Consider the following 15,548-nt stretch of genomic DNA (forward strand, 5'->3'; position numbering starts at 1 on the left):
TTTTTCTCTCTGTATATCGATATAAACCCTCCAAAAATTAATATTGTTACTTACTATATATAGTTTTGAATCATTTTTCAACAATATTCACAATAATTTTTATAAAAAGTGAATTCAAATAAAAAAGGCGCATTTTGCGCCTTTTTGTTATGATTGTTCTTTTTTTCTGCTCTCTGTCATCTGCTTCCAGACAGAGCCCTTCGCCTCTTCCCCGTGCTCAATCCGCTCAATCGCCATCTTCACTTGCAGGCTTACTTCGAATTCAGGATCATCTTCCGCAGCTTTTAACGCTTCAAGCGCGCTTTCATCACCCACTTCATACAGAAACATCGCCGCGCGCCAGCGTACAAGCTTGCTTGAATCGCCGAGTGATTTGATCATTGCCGGTATGGCGCTGGCGTCGCCGATATCTGAAAGGCAGTCGCCCGCCGTTCTTCTGACCGTCACCGTTTTATCTTCAAGCGCTTTGTATAGAAGCGGCAGCACATCTGGTTTCTCGATCATCCCTAAATAGACGACAGCTTGTCTTCTGATTGATGTTTTCGGATCATGAAGCGCCTTTTCTAAAACAGGAATATCGTCTTCCTCAGGATCCATTTGCTCAAGATGCGCATAGCGCTGTTTCCAATCTTCGTCATCCAGCATGTCAAGCGTCACTTTATAGGCTTTGCGCTGGACAGACGGTTTGGCCTCGCCTTTCTGTTGGACGGCTGCCTCTGTGAGGCGCTGAAGCCGGTCGTCACTGTAAGCTGCTTGAAGCTCTTCTGTTACATCATGACCGATTTCCTTAAAATCTCCGAACCGGACGCCCTGTTCTTTCCAAGAGCGCTCAAAAACAACGTTTGAGGCTTCAGAACGCAGCTTTAATATGGCTTCTTGAAAGCGTTCCGGAAGGCCGAAGCGTTCTTCCCGTTCTCCGTCCGTCAGTTTCACCTGCATGGGAATGCCGCTGAACATTTGCACGAACACCTTGACTTCACCGAATGATTCCTGTTCAGAACGGCTCTCAGTCTGCTCTGCGCTCTCCATCCCGAAGGCGGATCGAACTTGCGGCAAAATGTCCTTCCAGTCAAAGCGGGCGTTCCGTTCCACCGCCAGAAAGTCAGCAACGTGATAAACGCCTTTTACACCCTCAATGTTTAAAATGTCACGAACAACGGCCGGAGCATCTTCTGCCTGGTCCGGCTTGTAATTGTTGCTTTTTCCTGCCGGAAGCTCTTCAGTCAAAATCACTTTCATCGTATTCGGACTTGGCGTCGGCTCTATTGATTTAATCTTCATAATGGTCCTCCTATGCACACAATCTGAAACTTATTCTAACATAGTCAGCACAAGCGTTCTATTGCGCCGCCTTACCTTTTCTGCACCATGGCCTCTTTTTCAAACTGCGCCGCAAACCGCAAAAAAAATTCATGTCTCTCCTCCGCCAAACGCATCCCCGTTTTTGTATTCATCAAGTCTTTCAGACGGAATAATTTTTCCTCAAAATGAGCCAAAACGCAGGTTTGTGATCCGTACATCGGATGGCCCTTCGCACCGGCAAACATAAAAGCTCTGCCAATTCCGACGGCGCCGATCGCATCCAGCATGTCTGCATCCTGAACGGCTTTTCCTTCCAATGAAAGCGGCCGTTCCCGAAGCATTCCGCGGTGTCTGAAGGACATTCTCGTTATAATATCAGCGATCTCCTTAACGGTGTGGTCAGTGATTCCGAAAGCGGTCAATTGTTCCGTCACTTCACAAATGGTCAGCCTTTCGCTCTCAGACAGCTTGGCGTCAATGACGTCATGAACCAATGCTGCCGCCTCAGCAACAAATAGATTCGCATGTTCCTCTTTTCCGATATACAAAGCAAGCTCTGCAACCCGCGAAATGTGAAGCCAGTCATGTCCAGTGCGTTCATTGATAAGCTTTTTTTTGACCCAATGCCTGATATTCTCCAACTGATCTCTTTCGTGCACTGTATCACTCACCTCTTATTCGGCCAAAAGCCTTTGCACCGTGTCCTCAAGCTCCTTCGGATTGACATTGGGCGAAAAACGGCCGGCAACTTTCCCGTGCCGATCCACTACGAATTTCGTGAAATTCCATTTAACCGCCTTAGTGCCGAGCATCCCCTTCGCTTCTTCAGTAAGAAATGTAAAAAGAGGATGAGCATTTGCCCCATTGACGTCAATTTTTGCAAACATCGGGAAGGTGACACCGTAATTTTTTGTGCAGAATTCCTGAATCTCCTTCTCATTTCCCGGCTCTTGGTTCATGAATTGATTGCAGGGAAAACCTAGTATCTCAAGCCCTTCCTGCTGATATGTATCATAAAGCTCCTGAAGCTGCTTCAGCTGAGGTGTAAAGCCGCATTTGCTCGCTGTATTAACAATGATCATCACCTTGCCTTGAAAAGGCGAAAGGGTCATGTCTTTGCCCGTTATGGTCCTTACATTTATGTCGTAGATTGTCATCTTTAGCCTCCTCATACCATTCTTCATCCATTCTACCTGTTTTACAAAGGAAAACAAACGGAAACTGTTTCTTACAGCCCCCTTTTTCTTACCGTATAATGGAAAACGTTTTTTCAGAGGAACCAAACGGCTCTTTATTCGTCATAATAAAGAATCATCCTGATTTTTCGGCTTTTTTTCAGCCTTCCGCCCGTGCTTCTTCTTCATTTGCGGTTTATTACGCCATGATGGATTGAAAAATGGCTTAAAAATTTCTATAATGAAGAAAATTAACGGGGAATAACGGAGGTGGCATATTGCCTATTAATATACCGAATCACCTGCCGGCTAAGCAGGTGCTTGAAAGTGAACACATATTTGTAATGGATGAAAACAGAGCGTTTCATCAGGATATTCGGCCGCAGAAGATCGTGATTTTAAATTTGATGCCGAAAAAAATCCAAACGGAAACCCAGCTCCTCAGGCTGCTTGGGAATTCGCCCTTACAAGTTCACTTTACGTTCTTAATTCCGAGCACACATACTCCAAAAAATACAGCAAGGCAGCATTTGGATGAATTTTACACTGTGTTTTCCAGCATCCGCCACAAACGGTTTGACGGAATGATTATTACCGGAGCGCCGATTGAGCATCTGCCGTTTGAAGATGTTTCTTATTGGGATGAATTGAAAGAAATCATGGAATGGAGCAAAACAAACGTAACTTCGACGCTGCATATTTGCTGGGGCGCGCAGGCCGGTCTGTATTACCATTACGGCATCGAGAAAGTCGAAATGCCCAAAAAAATCTTCGGGGTATTTGAGCATACCGTTCTCAAGAAACATGAGAGATTGGTAAGAGGATTTGACGAGCTATACTATGTGCCCCATTCACGGCATACAGATATTAATACGGAGCAATTGCAATCAGCTCAGGAACTGAATGTCCTGTCCGCATCAGAGGAAGCGGGTGTCTGTTTAATCGTCTCCAAAGACGAGAAACAAATTTTCTTAACAGGACATCCGGAATATGATACCGATACGCTTCTTCATGAGTATGAAAGAGACTTGGACAGGAATCTTCCGTCCGTTGAGGCTCCTGAGCACTATTTCGCACCCGGCGGGAAAGAACCGGTAAACCGCTGGAAGGCTCATGCGACGTTATTGTTTATGAATTGGCTGAATTACTATGTTTATCAAGAAACCCCGTATGAGTGGGATTAATTTTTGTTTTAAGTGATACGGTGACAAAAATATGATAAAATACTCTTGATTCAGTATGTGCATAACAAAACTTTAAAATACTGGAACATATCAATTAAATTTAGTTTAAATATGTTGCCATGCTTATTATAAGATGATGTACTTGTGTTATGTTTATCTATAGACAATAACTCCTTACGATGCATGAAGCTTGCTTGTTGTTGATTACATTGAGGTGAATTTACTTGAATACCAATAAAAAAGTATTAATTTTGACTGCAAATTACGGAAACGGACATGTTCAAGTGGCCAAAACGCTCTATGAGCAATGTCTCCGTCTCGGCTTTCAGCATGTGACGGTTTCTAATTTGTATCAAGAGTCAAATCCGATTGTTTCAGAGGTTACTCAATACCTTTATTTAAAAAGCTTCTCAATCGGGAAACAGTTTTATCGTTTGTTTTATTACGGAGTTGACAAAATCTATAATAAACGCAAATTCAACATTTATTTTAAAATGGGAAATAAACGTTTAGGCCAGCTTGTTGAAGAGCATAAGCCGGACATTATTATTAATACATTTCCGATGATTGTCGTGCCGGAATACAGACGGAGAACCGGAAAAGTCATTCCGACGTTTAACGTTATGACAGATTTTTGCCTGCACAAAATCTGGGTTCATGAAAATGTAGATAAATATTATGTCGCCACAGATTACGTGAAGGAAAAACTGATTGAAATCGGCACCCATCCGAACAACGTAAAAATCACGGGCATTCCGATCAGGCCACAATTTGAGGAAACGATGCCGACAGAGCCCATTTATAAAAAATACAGCATCTCCCCTGACAAAAAAGTCCTTCTTATCATGGCGGGAGCGCACGGCGTTTTAAAAAATGTAAAAGAGCTGTGTGAAAATCTCGTAAAGGACGATCAGGTGCAGGTTGTAGTGGTATGCGGAAAAAACGGCTCGCTGAAAGAGTCACTCAGCAGCTTAGAGGCCGCCAACACAGACCGGCTGAAGGTTCTCGGCTATGTGGAAAGAATTGACGAACTGTTTCGGATTACGGACTGCATGATTACAAAACCGGGCGGCATCACGCTGACAGAAGCAACAGCCATCGGCGTACCGGTTATTTTGTACAAACCCGTGCCGGGACAGGAAAAGGAAAATGCCATTTTCTTCGAAGAACGCGGCGCTGCCATTGTGGTTAACCGCCACGAAGAAATTTTAGAGTCTGTCACCTCCCTTCTTGCAGATGAAGAGAAGTTAAACCGAATGAAGGAAAATATAAAAGGCCTTCATCTTCAGCACTCTTCCGAAGTCATTTTGCAGGACATCATAAAAGAATCAGAAATGATGACCGGGAAGGTAAACATGGCGCTTTCATAAAATTGAGCACACGAACGTTTTCGTGTGCCTTTTTTTATGCCTTGATCGAATCCTTTCTCATTTCTGGAAAAATAAAGATGAAAAATAGATATCGGCTGCTTGACGGGCGCTCCCATATGGTGTATAGTTGAACCATCATTTAACAACGTTTACAAACGTACGGTTGAATGATGACAAAATTTTTTTTAGCACGAAGGTGCTACAGTACTAGGAGGAATTAAGCAATATGCAAAACGGTAAAGTAAAATGGTTCAATAATGAAAAAGGATTCGGCTTCATTGAAGTTGAAGGCGGAGACGACGTATTTGTTCACTTCACTGCTATCGAAGGAGATGGATACAAATCATTAGAAGAAGGACAAGAAGTTTCTTTTGAAATTGTCGAAGGTAATCGTGGACCTCAAGCTTCTAATGTTGTAAAACTCTAAACTCAATACATGTTGATTAGATGACAAATAGAGGAGAGGCGTATGCCTCTCCTATTTGATTGCTGTCTGAATCTCGATGGCTACAAGATTCTGCTTGCACCGCTGCTCGATCTCTTCGATTTGTTTCTCCATTGACGGCATTCCTTTTTTCGCCATTGTTGCTAAACTTCCCAAATCACCGTATATTTCTTTAAACGTTTGCTGAAGGATTGTTTTTAAGTCTTTATCATCCACGGCTGTTTTTCCCTTCTATACCAAGATACCCAGAATAGTAAATACGACCTAATCATTCAGGTTCAATAGTTATATCGGCTTATTTTCAACATTGTTTTCTATTTTTTGTACATATTTATAAAAAAAATCTCCAAACTAATCACGGAGGTGTTTTTTTATGGACTCTGAATTTTTTCCAAACGGACTTACTGATAAACGCCAGCTCGAATTAGCGGTGGAAACGGCACAGAAAACAACGGGCGCGGCTACACGGGGCCAAAATTCGACCTTGGTTGAATCTGCTTACCAAGCAATTCAGGATGCCAGAACGATGTCGCAATCGAGTGAATTGGAAACCCTTGACCAAGATTTTTTACAGAAGCAGCGCATGCTTCTGGACGATTGCCAGCATCAGCTTGATGAATTCAAAAAATAAAACCGCAGTTTCTGCGGTTTTATTTTTATTGATTTGTCAGCACTTTTCCGTAGGCTTTCAATTTCTCTCCTACTGTACATTGATTAATGCAAAACGAATGGGCCTGTGTTTTTCCGAATTCCTTGCGAAAATGCTGTTTAATAAAGCAATCTTTGCAATATTCGTCCTGCAGCTCGGTCAATTCTTTAAAAATGCTTTTTTTATCCAATATCAGTCATCTCCGTTACCTTCTAATATCATGCGGCTTTCAATCCGTTGATCCAAAAGAATTTTTTTGGCCAGATCATCCGCTTCTTGATTTTCTTTACGATCGATGGCTTCATATGTCGGGGTCAGCTTAAGGGAATCAAGCAGTGCTTCAATCTTATCCAGCCATTCGTTTTGGCTTTCGTCATAGCACGGCCAACTGCCGTCAAGCTGATGCAAAACGACGAGGGAGTCTCCTCTTATGGTAATTGAGTTTCTGCTTGCTCCGATTTCCTTTACTTCCCTCAGCGCCTCGTAAAGAGCCGCATACTCAGCTTCATTGTTCGTATTGAGCAAAAGGCTTTTGTTTCTCCTTAATCGGTGCCGTTTGGCGCCGAGAGAATAATACACGGCGATGCCCAGACCGGCCTGGCGGCTCTGTTTATCATAGCTGCCGTCAAAATACACCGTGATGTCATCCGGCTCATGAGAAAGCTCTTCAGTGAGTTTTTCCAGTTCCTTGAGTGTCCAGCTTGCACCTTTTTCATCTTCAAAATGTATGTCTTTTATATACGGAAAGCGGCCGATTTCTCTTGCGAGCATGCGCGCTTTTGGAACAGTCAGCCAATCCTCCGATATAAATGAGACGGCCCCCGCTCCTTTTGCTTCCATTGTGATATACGGCTTAAGATTCATTCAAATCACCTTACCATTCATTAGTTGACGGGCGTGTGCTATAATCAAACCATTCTATTTTTGAAAGGAAGTCAGTGGGTTTTGTTTAATGACGTATTATGGGTCTTATTTGCGATCATTCATTTTATCATTGTTCTTTTGTTTTATAAAGGATTTGGCAAAACCGGCCTTTTTGTATGGATTGGTTTCGCCACGGTGTGCGCCAACTTACAGGTTGTCAAAACAGTAGAGCTGTTCGGGCTGACGGCCACACTCGGCAATATCATGTACGGCACCGTTTTCTTCGCTACCGATGTGCTGAATGAAAAATACGGCCCTGCTGAAGCCCGCAAAGCCGTTTGGCTCGGTTTCTCCACCCTTCTGGCTTTGACATTCGCCATGCAGGGAGCTCTCTTGTACAAGCCCGCTCCTTCTGATATGGCGCAGCCGGCGCTTGAGACCATTTTCGGTTTTCTTCCGCGTGTGGCACTCGGGAGCCTCTTGGCCTTTATTTTCAGCCAAACGATAGATGTTTATGTATATTCGGCCATCAGGCGAATCTTTCCTTCTGACAGGCTCCTATGGCTGCGAAACAGCGGCAGCACTGCGCTCAGCCAGCTCCTGGATACGCTGATATTTACTGGAGTGGCCTTTATCGGTGTTTATTCCGCGGGCGTCTGGTTCAGTATTTTTATTTCAACTTATCTCATTAAATTTGCGGTATCATTAATTTCTGTCCCTTATGCATATGCGGCAAAACGAATGGTACCGGGCGGAGAGTGATGTTTTATGCCGGCTGAAATATATGTAGACGGTGCAAGCGCCGGAAATCCCGGACCGTCCGGCATCGGCATCTTCATCAAAAATGAAGGAAAAACCGAATCTTTTTCGTTTCCGATCGGACACCATTCAAATCAGGAAGCTGAGTTTCTTGCATTAATTGAAGGAATGAAGCTGTGCGCCGCGCGCGGATATCAATCCGTCTCTTTCCGGACGGATTCCGATATCGTAGAGCGGGCCGCTGATCTTGAGGCGGTAAAAAACAAAGCGTACCAGCCGTTTGTCGATGAAATCATCCGATTAAAGGCTGTTTTCCCATTGTTTTTTATAAAATGGATTCCCGGCAAACAAAATCAAACAGCCGATCAGCTTGCAAAAAAAGCGATCCGGCTGAATGAATGACAGGAATGAAATCGTGTCTTGCTGTTCATCCTAAACACGAGGTGAACAGTATATGAAAAAAGAAAATAAAGGCCGGCTGGCGGGCGGCGTAAGTCCTCAAGGAGACATGGAAGGAAACGCGCATAAGGACCCAAAGTCAGCCCTTGAAAACAAAGCAAAAAAAAGCAATACAAAACGCTAGAGGATCATCAGCTGATCTCTCTGGCGTTCAGCTTTTCGAGCATTCTTTCAATTCCTTTGATCTGATGGCGCTGGAGCATCAATGATGCCTCGTCCATTTTCAGCGTAAAAAACGCTTCCTCAAGCGTACAGGCTAACGGCACTTCGCAATGTATTTCGGCAAGCTGCCTTGACAGCTCCAACTCTTTTAAGCTTTGCTGAATTTTACTTTGCTGGCCTTTCGGCAGTAAAGAAAGGCTTTCCAATAATCGGTCAATGTTTTCATATTCACGAATCAGCTTGTACGCCGTTTTTTCTCCGATACCCTTAACGCCCGGATAGTTGTCGCTTGTATCTCCCATCAGCGCCTTAATGTCAATAAGCGCTTGAGGCGGGACTCCCGTTTCTTCCATGAATACATCTTTCGTATACACTTTATAATTGCCGATGCCTTTTTGAAGCAGCGCCACTTGAACTTCGTCATTTAACAGCTGAAGCAAATCTTTGTCGCCCGTTACTATCGTTATGTCGGCTTCACCCGAAAATAAGGCGGAAAGCGTGCCGATACAATCATCCGCTTCATAGCCTTTTATGCCGATATTTAAAATACCGAGTTCAGCTGCCGCTTCCTTGGCTAAATCAAATTGCGGAAGCAGCTCAGCCGGCGGCTCGCTTCGGTTGGCTTTGTAATCCTGAAACAGATCATTGCGGTACGTCTTGCTTCCCATATCCCAGCAGCAGATGACATGTGTCGGCAAAAAGGTGTCCACCGCCGTAATGAGGTGCTTTAAAAACCCGTTTACGCCGTTTGTCGGAATTCCGCTGTCATTTATCATAAAATTGCGATGGACGGCAGTCGCGAAAAATGAGCGGAATAAAAGCGCCATGCCGTCGACGAGAAGTAATTTATTGTTGTTCATATTGAAACTCCCTTTTTATTCAATGTTCCTATTTTACCATAGACGGGCCATAAAAAAACAGCATCCTCTTTTCAGAAGATGCTGCCATCATATTTACTGCCCGTGTCTTTTATTGCTTGCCATCAGCTTTTCTGCTTCCCGGCCGGCATAGGAATCAAATCTCTGTTCAAAGCCGTTTTTCTTTTTGGCATTATTATTTTGCTGTGCGTTTTTGTTTCCAAGTTTTGTTCTGCCCATTTTAGAATCCCCCCTTGCAGCGGATACTGATAGTATGCGCCGCAAGCGCCGCGTTCACACGCGGCAGGATCATCCATTACTGTTTGCTGACGAATTCTTTTACCATATCTTCCGTCACGAAACGTCTTGACGGCACAATGCCTGTTTTGGCCAGCTGGTTCATTTTCGCGGTAATTTCATTAATGGCATCCGTCGTGAACGGTTCATTTTGTCTGCATTTGAGAACAGCTTCTTCAATGGCCTGTTCACGCTGATATTCAAGCTCTACAAATGACTTGACGTGATGATGCTGTTTTGCGGAATGTGCTGAAATAGCTTTATGGACTTCTGACATGGATCGTTCATCTCGCTTTTTTTCATTTAGTCTACCATGACTTGACATGCAAGCCAACCGGATTTTTATATTTTCATCATTTCATCTTCGTTTTTCCATGCCTTGGTGACTTGGAAAAGGTGTTCGATTTCGCCGGCGCTGCCGCTTTCTGTAAGTCCTTGTAAATAAGTGTCCTGCTGTTCTTGGATTTGAGACAGGCTCTTGTCCGCAATGTCTTCTTGTAATTGCTTCACATGTTCTGTATAACGTGCGACAAGGCTTTCCCTTTCGATCTTCAGCCAATTTTCAGTAACTTTTTGCAGATGCAGACGCATTCCTTCCGTAAATGCCGCTTTTCCGTTCTGTTCAAAAAATTGTTTAGGCGATTTCACTTCTTTCAAATGCGGCATGAATTCTGAAGCTTCGATATCCGCTGCTACCTCTTTCAGCTGTATGGCAAACTCGTTTTCGCCGCTGACATAAATGGAGAAATAGCCGTCTTCCAAAAGCTTCTTGCGGCAGTTTTCCATCCATTCCTCCGTGACGTGGCTTTCAATAAAACCGGTCATGCGGATGTCGAGTGTTTTCATTTCTTGAATATACTCGAACTGAAATTCCTTTAATGCTTCTTTAAGCGCCCCCGCTATGTTTTGTTTCCACTCGCCGTTTTGAAGGCCCGGATGAAAGGCTGTTTTCAGCATATCATTCGCATAAAATGACAGACGCTGTTTAATATGATAGAGCTGTTCTTCTGTATCTTTTATTACCTTGCGGATGATGACCTCAGAAGTACGGCGCTTTGAGATATCAGCGAGAGCTTTTTCAAAAGATGCTTGCAGGCTCTGTTTTTTCTTTTCTTTTTCTTCCGCCGATTGGTGGAGCGATTCGTGAAGCTGTTCGACCGTTTCACACAATTTGTTTGCCTCAGTTTTCAGCTGTGCGGCAGAAGCTCTCATTAAATCTTCTTCTATAAAATGGGCCAGTCCCGCCTTTACATCAGAAAAGCGGTTATAAAATGCCTCCTTTTTACCGGCAAGCTCCTCTTTACTTGATACATGATAAAGCTTAGGGCGGTGGATGCCTTCTTTGAGAAGCTCGGAGCGGACATAGTCTTTTACCGTCTCAAGCTCGCTTTCAGTTTTAGCAAGATCCGCCGCGTTAATGACAAAAAACATTTTATCCATGCCGAGCGATTCTTTTACAAGCCCCAGTTTTCTTAAAAAAGACCTGTCTCCCTTTGAAAAGGAATGCTGATAGTACGTCATATAAAAGAAGGCATCGGCATCTTTTATATATTGAAAGGCAAGCTCGGTATGCCGTTTGTTCATACTGCTCGCTCCCGGCGTATCAACGATGGTAATTCCTTTTTCCGTCAGGGGCGAATCATAATACACCGTTACTTCCTTTACGGCGCATGCGGTTGATTCTTCTGCTACATAAGGCTTCAATTCTTCAACCGGGACCGTCATTGTCAATTGCTTTCTGATCGGGTCTTCATACGTACCATACGCTTTTAAAATCGTATGAACCGTTTGCATCAGGTCATGAGGGACTTTTCCCTTTTTAACGGCGTTTAGCCATTTCTCCTTGAGTGACCGGCCCTTTACATCAGCTTCCTTCAGCTCCGTAAGCTGGAGTAATTCAGCATGTAATTCTTCTTCCGTTTTAAAGATAATATCCGCTGTTTTATGTTTTTTTCCGTTTTCGGGCTTTGTGATTTTATTAATAGTGGCCGTCGTCGGCGTCGGTGAAGACGGGAGTACGTGTTCACCGACCAGCGCATTGGCAAACGATGATTTTCCCGAGCTGAAACCGCCGAATAACGCCAATGTGAACTGGCGGTTTTCAAGACGTTTAATTCTGCTTTGAAATGCTTCTGCTTGTTTTGCCAGCATGCTTGACGATTCAAGAATGTCTGAGAGCTGATAAAATCGTTGTACTTGCTCTTTTAGAGGAAGCTCTTTCAGCTCACTTTTTTCAGGATTGATGTCTTCCAGCAGTACAGTCCGCTCAGGTTTTTTCTTTTGAACCGGGGCCGATGCAGCGCGTTTTTTCTGGGTGAACCAATCCCGGCTTCCATTATAGCCGGCCGGCTCCGTTTGTTCCCACAGGGCGCGGACCCGGGCTGCTTTTTCCTCGGCATGCCGTTCTTCTTCCGCCGCTTGAGCGAGCGCTTCCCGGGTTTTCCATTCTTCCGTTATTTGCTTTTGCAGTTCCTCTGCATGCGGGTTGTTTTTTGCCCGGATGTAAGCGGTCAGCTCCTCAGCGAGCTCTGCTGTCCTTATTTTGGCTTCTCTTCGGATCATGTCTGCAAGATCTTTCGTATAGGTCAATACATATTCAGCTGAAAACGCAGCCCCCTGCTTGACCGCACGCTTCAAGATATCTTCTGAAAGCGGTGTGCGGTAAGCCTGAATTTTCTTGATCAGGTCATCAGAATCCGCTTCATACCGTTTGGCCGCCTTGCTGAATGTATCAATGATATGCCAATCCGCTTCTCCTTCCGTTCTTTTTCGGATGTTTGCGAAAAATTCCGTCTGCCTCTTTTCTTTTTCCGCTGCCGTTTTTGCCTTTGAAAAGAAAAAGCCGGTTTTAAAGGATGGCTGCTGCGATTCTAAATACGCTGATGCCAGCTCACGCATCTCAAACGGCGTCAGATTTGCATTTTGTAATATGTTCTGCACCTCTGTTTTAATGTCACGCTCTGCGTCTTCGGACTGCCGGGATATTTTTTCAAGCTCCTGTTGTAAGGAACGGACGAGCTCGTCTTGTTTGTCAAACTGCTTTGAGACAGAGCCGCTCTTTGCATCTTTTGCCAGCATGTCCGCATGCTCTTTGACTAAGTGAGCGATTTTTTGTTCGGTTAAGGGCCGAAGATTTGCTTTTGCCTGCCGGTTCAGCTGCTTTAAATGCTTTTTCAGATTTTTGATCCCGTTCAAAGGATGATCAGGCTCGGTTACTGACGTAAAGAAAAGCGACTCCTTCGGTATTCCTTCACCCTCAAGCATATCTTCAACCTGCTGCCGGTAATCTTCAAACCTCGTTTCCGTTTCATCATGCCGATCAATTTGGTTGACGATGAGAAACAGGTTTGGAATCCGATCTTTGATTGATCTGAGAAACATTATATTTTCTTCTGAATGGACGTGGTTATAATGGACGACATAAAATAAAGCGTCCGCCTGATGAAGAATGGAAGCCGCGGATAAAAAATGCGCTTCATCGGTCGAATCAATCCCCGGTGTGTCAATATAAGCGACATAAGGCTCCGCTTCTTTATAGGGAGCAAATACTTCAACCGTTTCAATTTGATCGCCGTCTTTGCAAAACCGCTGCACTTCTTCTTTATTATAGCTTCCTTTTATTTCCGCATAAGCCCCATCGGTCGTATGAAGGGCGACTCTGTTTTCCCCGTTTCTGATCACAACCAGGTTGGCGCTTGTCGGAATCGGGCTTGTCGGCAAAATGTCTTCACCTAACAATGTGTTTAATAAGGAGGATTTCCCGGCGGAATAGTGCCCCGTAAATGCGATGTAGACCTCTTCATCAGCCGCTTTTTTCATAATGGCTGCGAGCTGATTGGCTCTTTTTTCATCGTCATTGTCCAGTAATTGTTCATATAAGGCTCCCGTTCTGCTGAAAATCTCCTCGTTATGGCGTTCTTCTGTCATGTGTCTTTACCCCTTTGTGTCCCATCAAATGACGTTATCGTTTTTAGAAAGCTCTGAAAAAAACCTCTCTCCCATTTTACACAAGAATGACTCACTTTTCTTCAGAAAACAGCAAAAAAGCCGCCGTTATCGGCAGCTTATAAAGAAAAACACCTGCGTCAGCAAAAAAACGCAGATGTTAAGAAGACATTGATTTATTAGAAACTTTTTTCAGCACGAACCCAATTAACACGCTGTATGTACAAACGGCTGCAAATAAAAATAACATTGTCATTTTTCGGCACCACCTTGAATGAGAATCATTTTCATATTTACATCTTACCACGGGTGAGAATGATTTTCAATCTCTATTTTGCAGTGTTTTCCTCTAGTGCCTTGTCTTCAGCGCGGATCCGCACAGTGAGCATGCAGGCATTTAAAATAGAAAAAATAAAAAGCGTCCAATATGCTCCGTATAAAAGCGGCAAAAAAATAAACTCTAAGACGACGACTGCATAGTTAGGATGCTTCATCCACTTGTACGGCCCCTTTTTGACCAGCACGGCATCAGGGACCACGAGAATTTTCGTATTCCAATAGCGGCCTAACGATAAAAGCGCCCAATATCTGATGCCCTGCACAAATAAAATGATTGCTGCAATGGCAGCCCACCAAGGTGAAGGTTCTTTATGAAGCGCTGACACCTCACCTATGAGGGAGATAAAAAAGAGAACATGCATCAAAACGAGAAAGGGATAATGGCCTTCTCCGTATTCAATGGCGCCTTGTTTTTTCACCTTGCGTTCATTCTGCCGGGCCATGGCCATTTCTGCAATCCGCTGTGCGGCTAACAACAAAATAAACAGCCAAAACATGGCTATGCCCCCTTTTCCCAGCTGAACAGCAAAAGCTCAGACGAAAAGCCCGGCCCGAGCGCGCCGATCAGCCCTTTTTCATTTTCTTTCTGCCGTCCGTGTAAAAGCTGTTCTTTTATGACATAAAAAATGGTTGCCGAGGACATGTTGCCGTGCCTTCGTAAAATCGTTTGCGATGCAGCAAGCTGATGCGCCTCCATTGATAGGCTTTTTAAATAGGCATCAATGACTTTTTTTCCGCCGGGATGGGCGAGAAATGTTTTGATATCGTTATCCATCAGCCCTTGTTCAGTTAAAAAGGAATCCACATTGTCTTTTAACCAATTTGAGACAAGGGTTGGGATGTCTCTTGAAAAAATAACGTTAAAACCTCTATCGGTAAATTCCCAGCCCATGACATCTTCCGCATCCGGCATCATAACGGATGCGGAAGCGAATATACGCGGAACAAGCGTCTGTTTGACGTCTTTCCGGCTCGCCTTTTCCCCTCCGATTAACACAGCGGCGATCCCGTCGGCAAAAAGAGAGGTGCCGATTAAGTTGCTTTTTGACTTATCCTCCGGCTGAAACGTTAAACTGCAAAGCTCAGCCGCAATCACAAGCACATACGCTTCGGGATAGGCGCGGCAGTATTCAAACGCCCGGGAAAGCCCGCTGGCTCCTCCCGCGCATCCTAATCCCCATATCGGAATCCGTTTTGTGTTAAGAGAAAACGGCAGCTGATTCATCACCTTAGCTTCAATACTCGGTGTAGACAGCCCGGTACTGGAAATAAAAAAGATCGCATCCACTTGTTCATACGGGATGGGATTTTTCAAAAATTGCGGATTTGTTAAGCACTCAGCTGCCGCACGCACACCGTGCCTAACGGTTTCTTCCACATACAGCCGGTTTTTCTCTGAAAAGCTACGCGCTGTTTCATACCATTCAATTGGCCTGACAAACTGCCTTGATTCAATTTCGCCGTTTTGAAAGACTTTCAGCAGCCGATCAATATCCTTAAATGACTGAGCAAACATCCCCCTTGCAAAATCTGCCGCTGTTTCTTGCGAGACATGATATTCCGGAATGCTAGTGCCGACCGATAACACATATGCCATGCCCATCACCTCTTTACATACAAGGTTTCCGCATTTTTCCTGATTGTATGCAAAGTTTTTGTGATTGTATCCTAAGCAGCCAAACATAAAAATGACCCTTTGCCCGATTAAAGCGAGGGGGCATCATCTCCTTTCATCATCAGC

Annotated in this window: 20 protein-coding genes and 1 pseudogene; 8 read left to right on the top strand and 13 right to left on the bottom strand. The window is 44.2% G+C overall.

Going from position 1 to position 15,548, the window contains the following annotated elements:
* Nucleotides 1-147 precede the first annotated feature (147 nt).
* From J7E26_RS15640 to J7E26_RS15650, 3 genes are all read right to left on the bottom strand, one after another.
* Entirely contained in the window at nt 148-1,281 is a 1,134-nt protein-coding gene (locus J7E26_RS15640) for a conserved virulence factor C family protein (RefSeq protein ID WP_214814048.1), read from the bottom strand.
* A gap of 71 nt (nt 1,282-1,352) precedes the next feature.
* The gene (locus J7E26_RS15645) at nt 1,353-1,961 is read right to left on the bottom strand and encodes an HD domain-containing protein (protein WP_214814051.1); all 609 of its coding nucleotides are present in this window, start codon (nt 1,959-1,961) and stop codon (nt 1,353-1,355) included.
* A 15-nt stretch (nt 1,962-1,976) separates the two neighbouring features.
* Nucleotides 1,977-2,459: a glutathione peroxidase gene (locus J7E26_RS15650; protein ID WP_214814054.1), complete on the bottom strand. Its 483-nt coding sequence runs from the start codon at nt 2,457-2,459 to the stop codon at nt 1,977-1,979.
* 296 nt (nt 2,460-2,755) lie between these two features.
* Here J7E26_RS15650 and metA point away from each other — a divergent pair, with 296 nt between their 5' ends.
* The 4 genes and pseudogenes from metA (at nt 2,756) to cspD (ending at nt 5,458) form a co-directional block, all read left to right on the top strand.
* On the top strand, nt 2,756-3,661 hold the full coding sequence (gene metA, locus J7E26_RS15655) for a homoserine O-acetyltransferase MetA (protein WP_214814058.1): 906 nt from the start codon (nt 2,756-2,758) through the stop codon (nt 3,659-3,661).
* A 224-nt stretch (nt 3,662-3,885) separates the two neighbouring features.
* Nucleotides 3,886-5,031: a diglucosyl diacylglycerol synthase gene (locus J7E26_RS15660; protein ID WP_214814061.1), complete on the top strand. Its 1,146-nt coding sequence runs from the start codon at nt 3,886-3,888 to the stop codon at nt 5,029-5,031.
* Between the two features lie 99 nt (nt 5,032-5,130).
* A pseudogene (locus J7E26_RS15665) lies at nt 5,131-5,242 on the top strand (hypothetical protein); the annotation flags it as partial.
* A 15-nt stretch (nt 5,243-5,257) separates the two neighbouring features.
* Nucleotides 5,258-5,458, top strand: a complete 201-nt coding sequence (cspD, locus tag J7E26_RS15670) for a cold-shock protein CspD (protein ID WP_003230776.1) — start codon at nt 5,258-5,260, stop codon at nt 5,456-5,458.
* Between the two features lie 51 nt (nt 5,459-5,509).
* On the opposite strand, the gene J7E26_RS15675 is transcribed toward cspD, so the two are convergent.
* Nucleotides 5,510-5,692 carry a hypothetical protein gene (locus J7E26_RS15675; RefSeq protein WP_214814064.1) on the bottom strand — a complete coding sequence of 61 codons (183 nt, stop codon included), beginning with the start codon at nt 5,690-5,692 and terminating at the stop codon, nt 5,510-5,512.
* A gap of 157 nt (nt 5,693-5,849) precedes the next feature.
* Between J7E26_RS15675 and J7E26_RS15680 the strand changes: the two genes are divergently transcribed.
* A complete protein-coding gene (locus tag J7E26_RS15680; RefSeq protein ID WP_214814067.1) occupies nt 5,850-6,107 on the top strand; it encodes a DUF2564 family protein in 258 nt (85 codons plus the stop codon).
* Between the two features lie 25 nt (nt 6,108-6,132).
* Here the strand turns inward: J7E26_RS15680 and J7E26_RS15685 are convergent, their stop codons facing one another.
* Together J7E26_RS15685 and J7E26_RS15690 are read right to left on the bottom strand one after the other, a co-directional pair.
* On the bottom strand, nt 6,133-6,315 hold the full coding sequence (locus J7E26_RS15685; protein ID WP_214814069.1) for a zinc-finger domain-containing protein: 183 nt from the start codon (nt 6,313-6,315) through the stop codon (nt 6,133-6,135).
* Between the two features lie 2 nt (nt 6,316-6,317).
* Nucleotides 6,318-6,989: a ribonuclease H family protein gene (locus J7E26_RS15690; protein ID WP_214814072.1), complete on the bottom strand. Its 672-nt coding sequence runs from the start codon at nt 6,987-6,989 to the stop codon at nt 6,318-6,320.
* 81 nt (nt 6,990-7,070) lie between these two features.
* Between J7E26_RS15690 and J7E26_RS15695 the strand changes: the two genes are divergently transcribed.
* From J7E26_RS15695 to sspL, 3 genes are read left to right on the top strand one after another with little or no spacing between them, the layout of a single operon-like run.
* Nucleotides 7,071-7,751, top strand: coding sequence for a queuosine precursor transporter (locus J7E26_RS15695; RefSeq protein ID WP_214814075.1), 681 nt, complete (start codon nt 7,071-7,073; stop codon nt 7,749-7,751).
* 6 nt (nt 7,752-7,757) lie between these two features.
* The gene (locus tag J7E26_RS15700) at nt 7,758-8,150 is read left to right on the top strand and encodes a reverse transcriptase-like protein (protein WP_214814078.1); all 393 of its coding nucleotides are present in this window, start codon (nt 7,758-7,760) and stop codon (nt 8,148-8,150) included.
* Between the two features lie 52 nt (nt 8,151-8,202).
* Nucleotides 8,203-8,331 carry a small, acid-soluble spore protein L gene (gene sspL / locus J7E26_RS15705; RefSeq protein ID WP_214814082.1) on the top strand — a complete coding sequence of 43 codons (129 nt, stop codon included), beginning with the start codon at nt 8,203-8,205 and terminating at the stop codon, nt 8,329-8,331.
* A gap of 7 nt (nt 8,332-8,338) precedes the next feature.
* On the opposite strand, the gene J7E26_RS15710 is transcribed toward sspL, so the two are convergent.
* The 7 genes from J7E26_RS15710 to J7E26_RS15740 all read right to left on the bottom strand — a co-directional run bounded on the left by J7E26_RS15710 (nt 8,339) and on the right by J7E26_RS15740 (nt 15,404).
* Complete coding sequence (locus J7E26_RS15710) at nt 8,339-9,229, bottom strand: 5'-3' exonuclease (protein ID WP_214814101.1); 891 nt, start codon at nt 9,227-9,229, stop codon at nt 8,339-8,341.
* 93 nt (nt 9,230-9,322) lie between these two features.
* Nucleotides 9,323-9,466: a hypothetical protein gene (locus J7E26_RS15715; protein ID WP_214814104.1), complete on the bottom strand. Its 144-nt coding sequence runs from the start codon at nt 9,464-9,466 to the stop codon at nt 9,323-9,325.
* Between the two features lie 76 nt (nt 9,467-9,542).
* Nucleotides 9,543-9,800, bottom strand: a complete 258-nt coding sequence (locus tag J7E26_RS15720) for a YpbS family protein (protein ID WP_214814108.1) — start codon at nt 9,798-9,800, stop codon at nt 9,543-9,545.
* A gap of 65 nt (nt 9,801-9,865) precedes the next feature.
* Nucleotides 9,866-13,450, bottom strand: a complete 3,585-nt coding sequence (dynA, locus tag J7E26_RS15725) for a dynamin GTPase (RefSeq protein WP_214814123.1) — start codon at nt 13,448-13,450, stop codon at nt 9,866-9,868.
* Between the two features lie 178 nt (nt 13,451-13,628).
* Nucleotides 13,629-13,724 carry a Fur-regulated basic protein FbpC gene (fbpC, locus tag J7E26_RS15730; RefSeq protein WP_025284905.1) on the bottom strand — a complete coding sequence of 32 codons (96 nt, stop codon included), beginning with the start codon at nt 13,722-13,724 and terminating at the stop codon, nt 13,629-13,631.
* A gap of 73 nt (nt 13,725-13,797) precedes the next feature.
* Entirely contained in the window at nt 13,798-14,304 is a 507-nt protein-coding gene (locus tag J7E26_RS15735) for an isoprenylcysteine carboxyl methyltransferase family protein (protein ID WP_214814125.1), read from the bottom strand.
* 2 nt (nt 14,305-14,306) lie between these two features.
* Nucleotides 14,307-15,404 (bottom strand): type III polyketide synthase, encoded by a 1,098-nt coding sequence (locus J7E26_RS15740; RefSeq protein ID WP_214814128.1) that lies wholly within the window; start codon nt 15,402-15,404, stop codon nt 14,307-14,309.
* Nucleotides 15,405-15,548 lie beyond the last annotated feature (144 nt).

The organism is Bacillus sp. ISL-51 (assembly GCF_018613535.1).
GTDB lineage: Bacteria > Bacillota > Bacilli > Bacillales > Bacillaceae > Bacillus.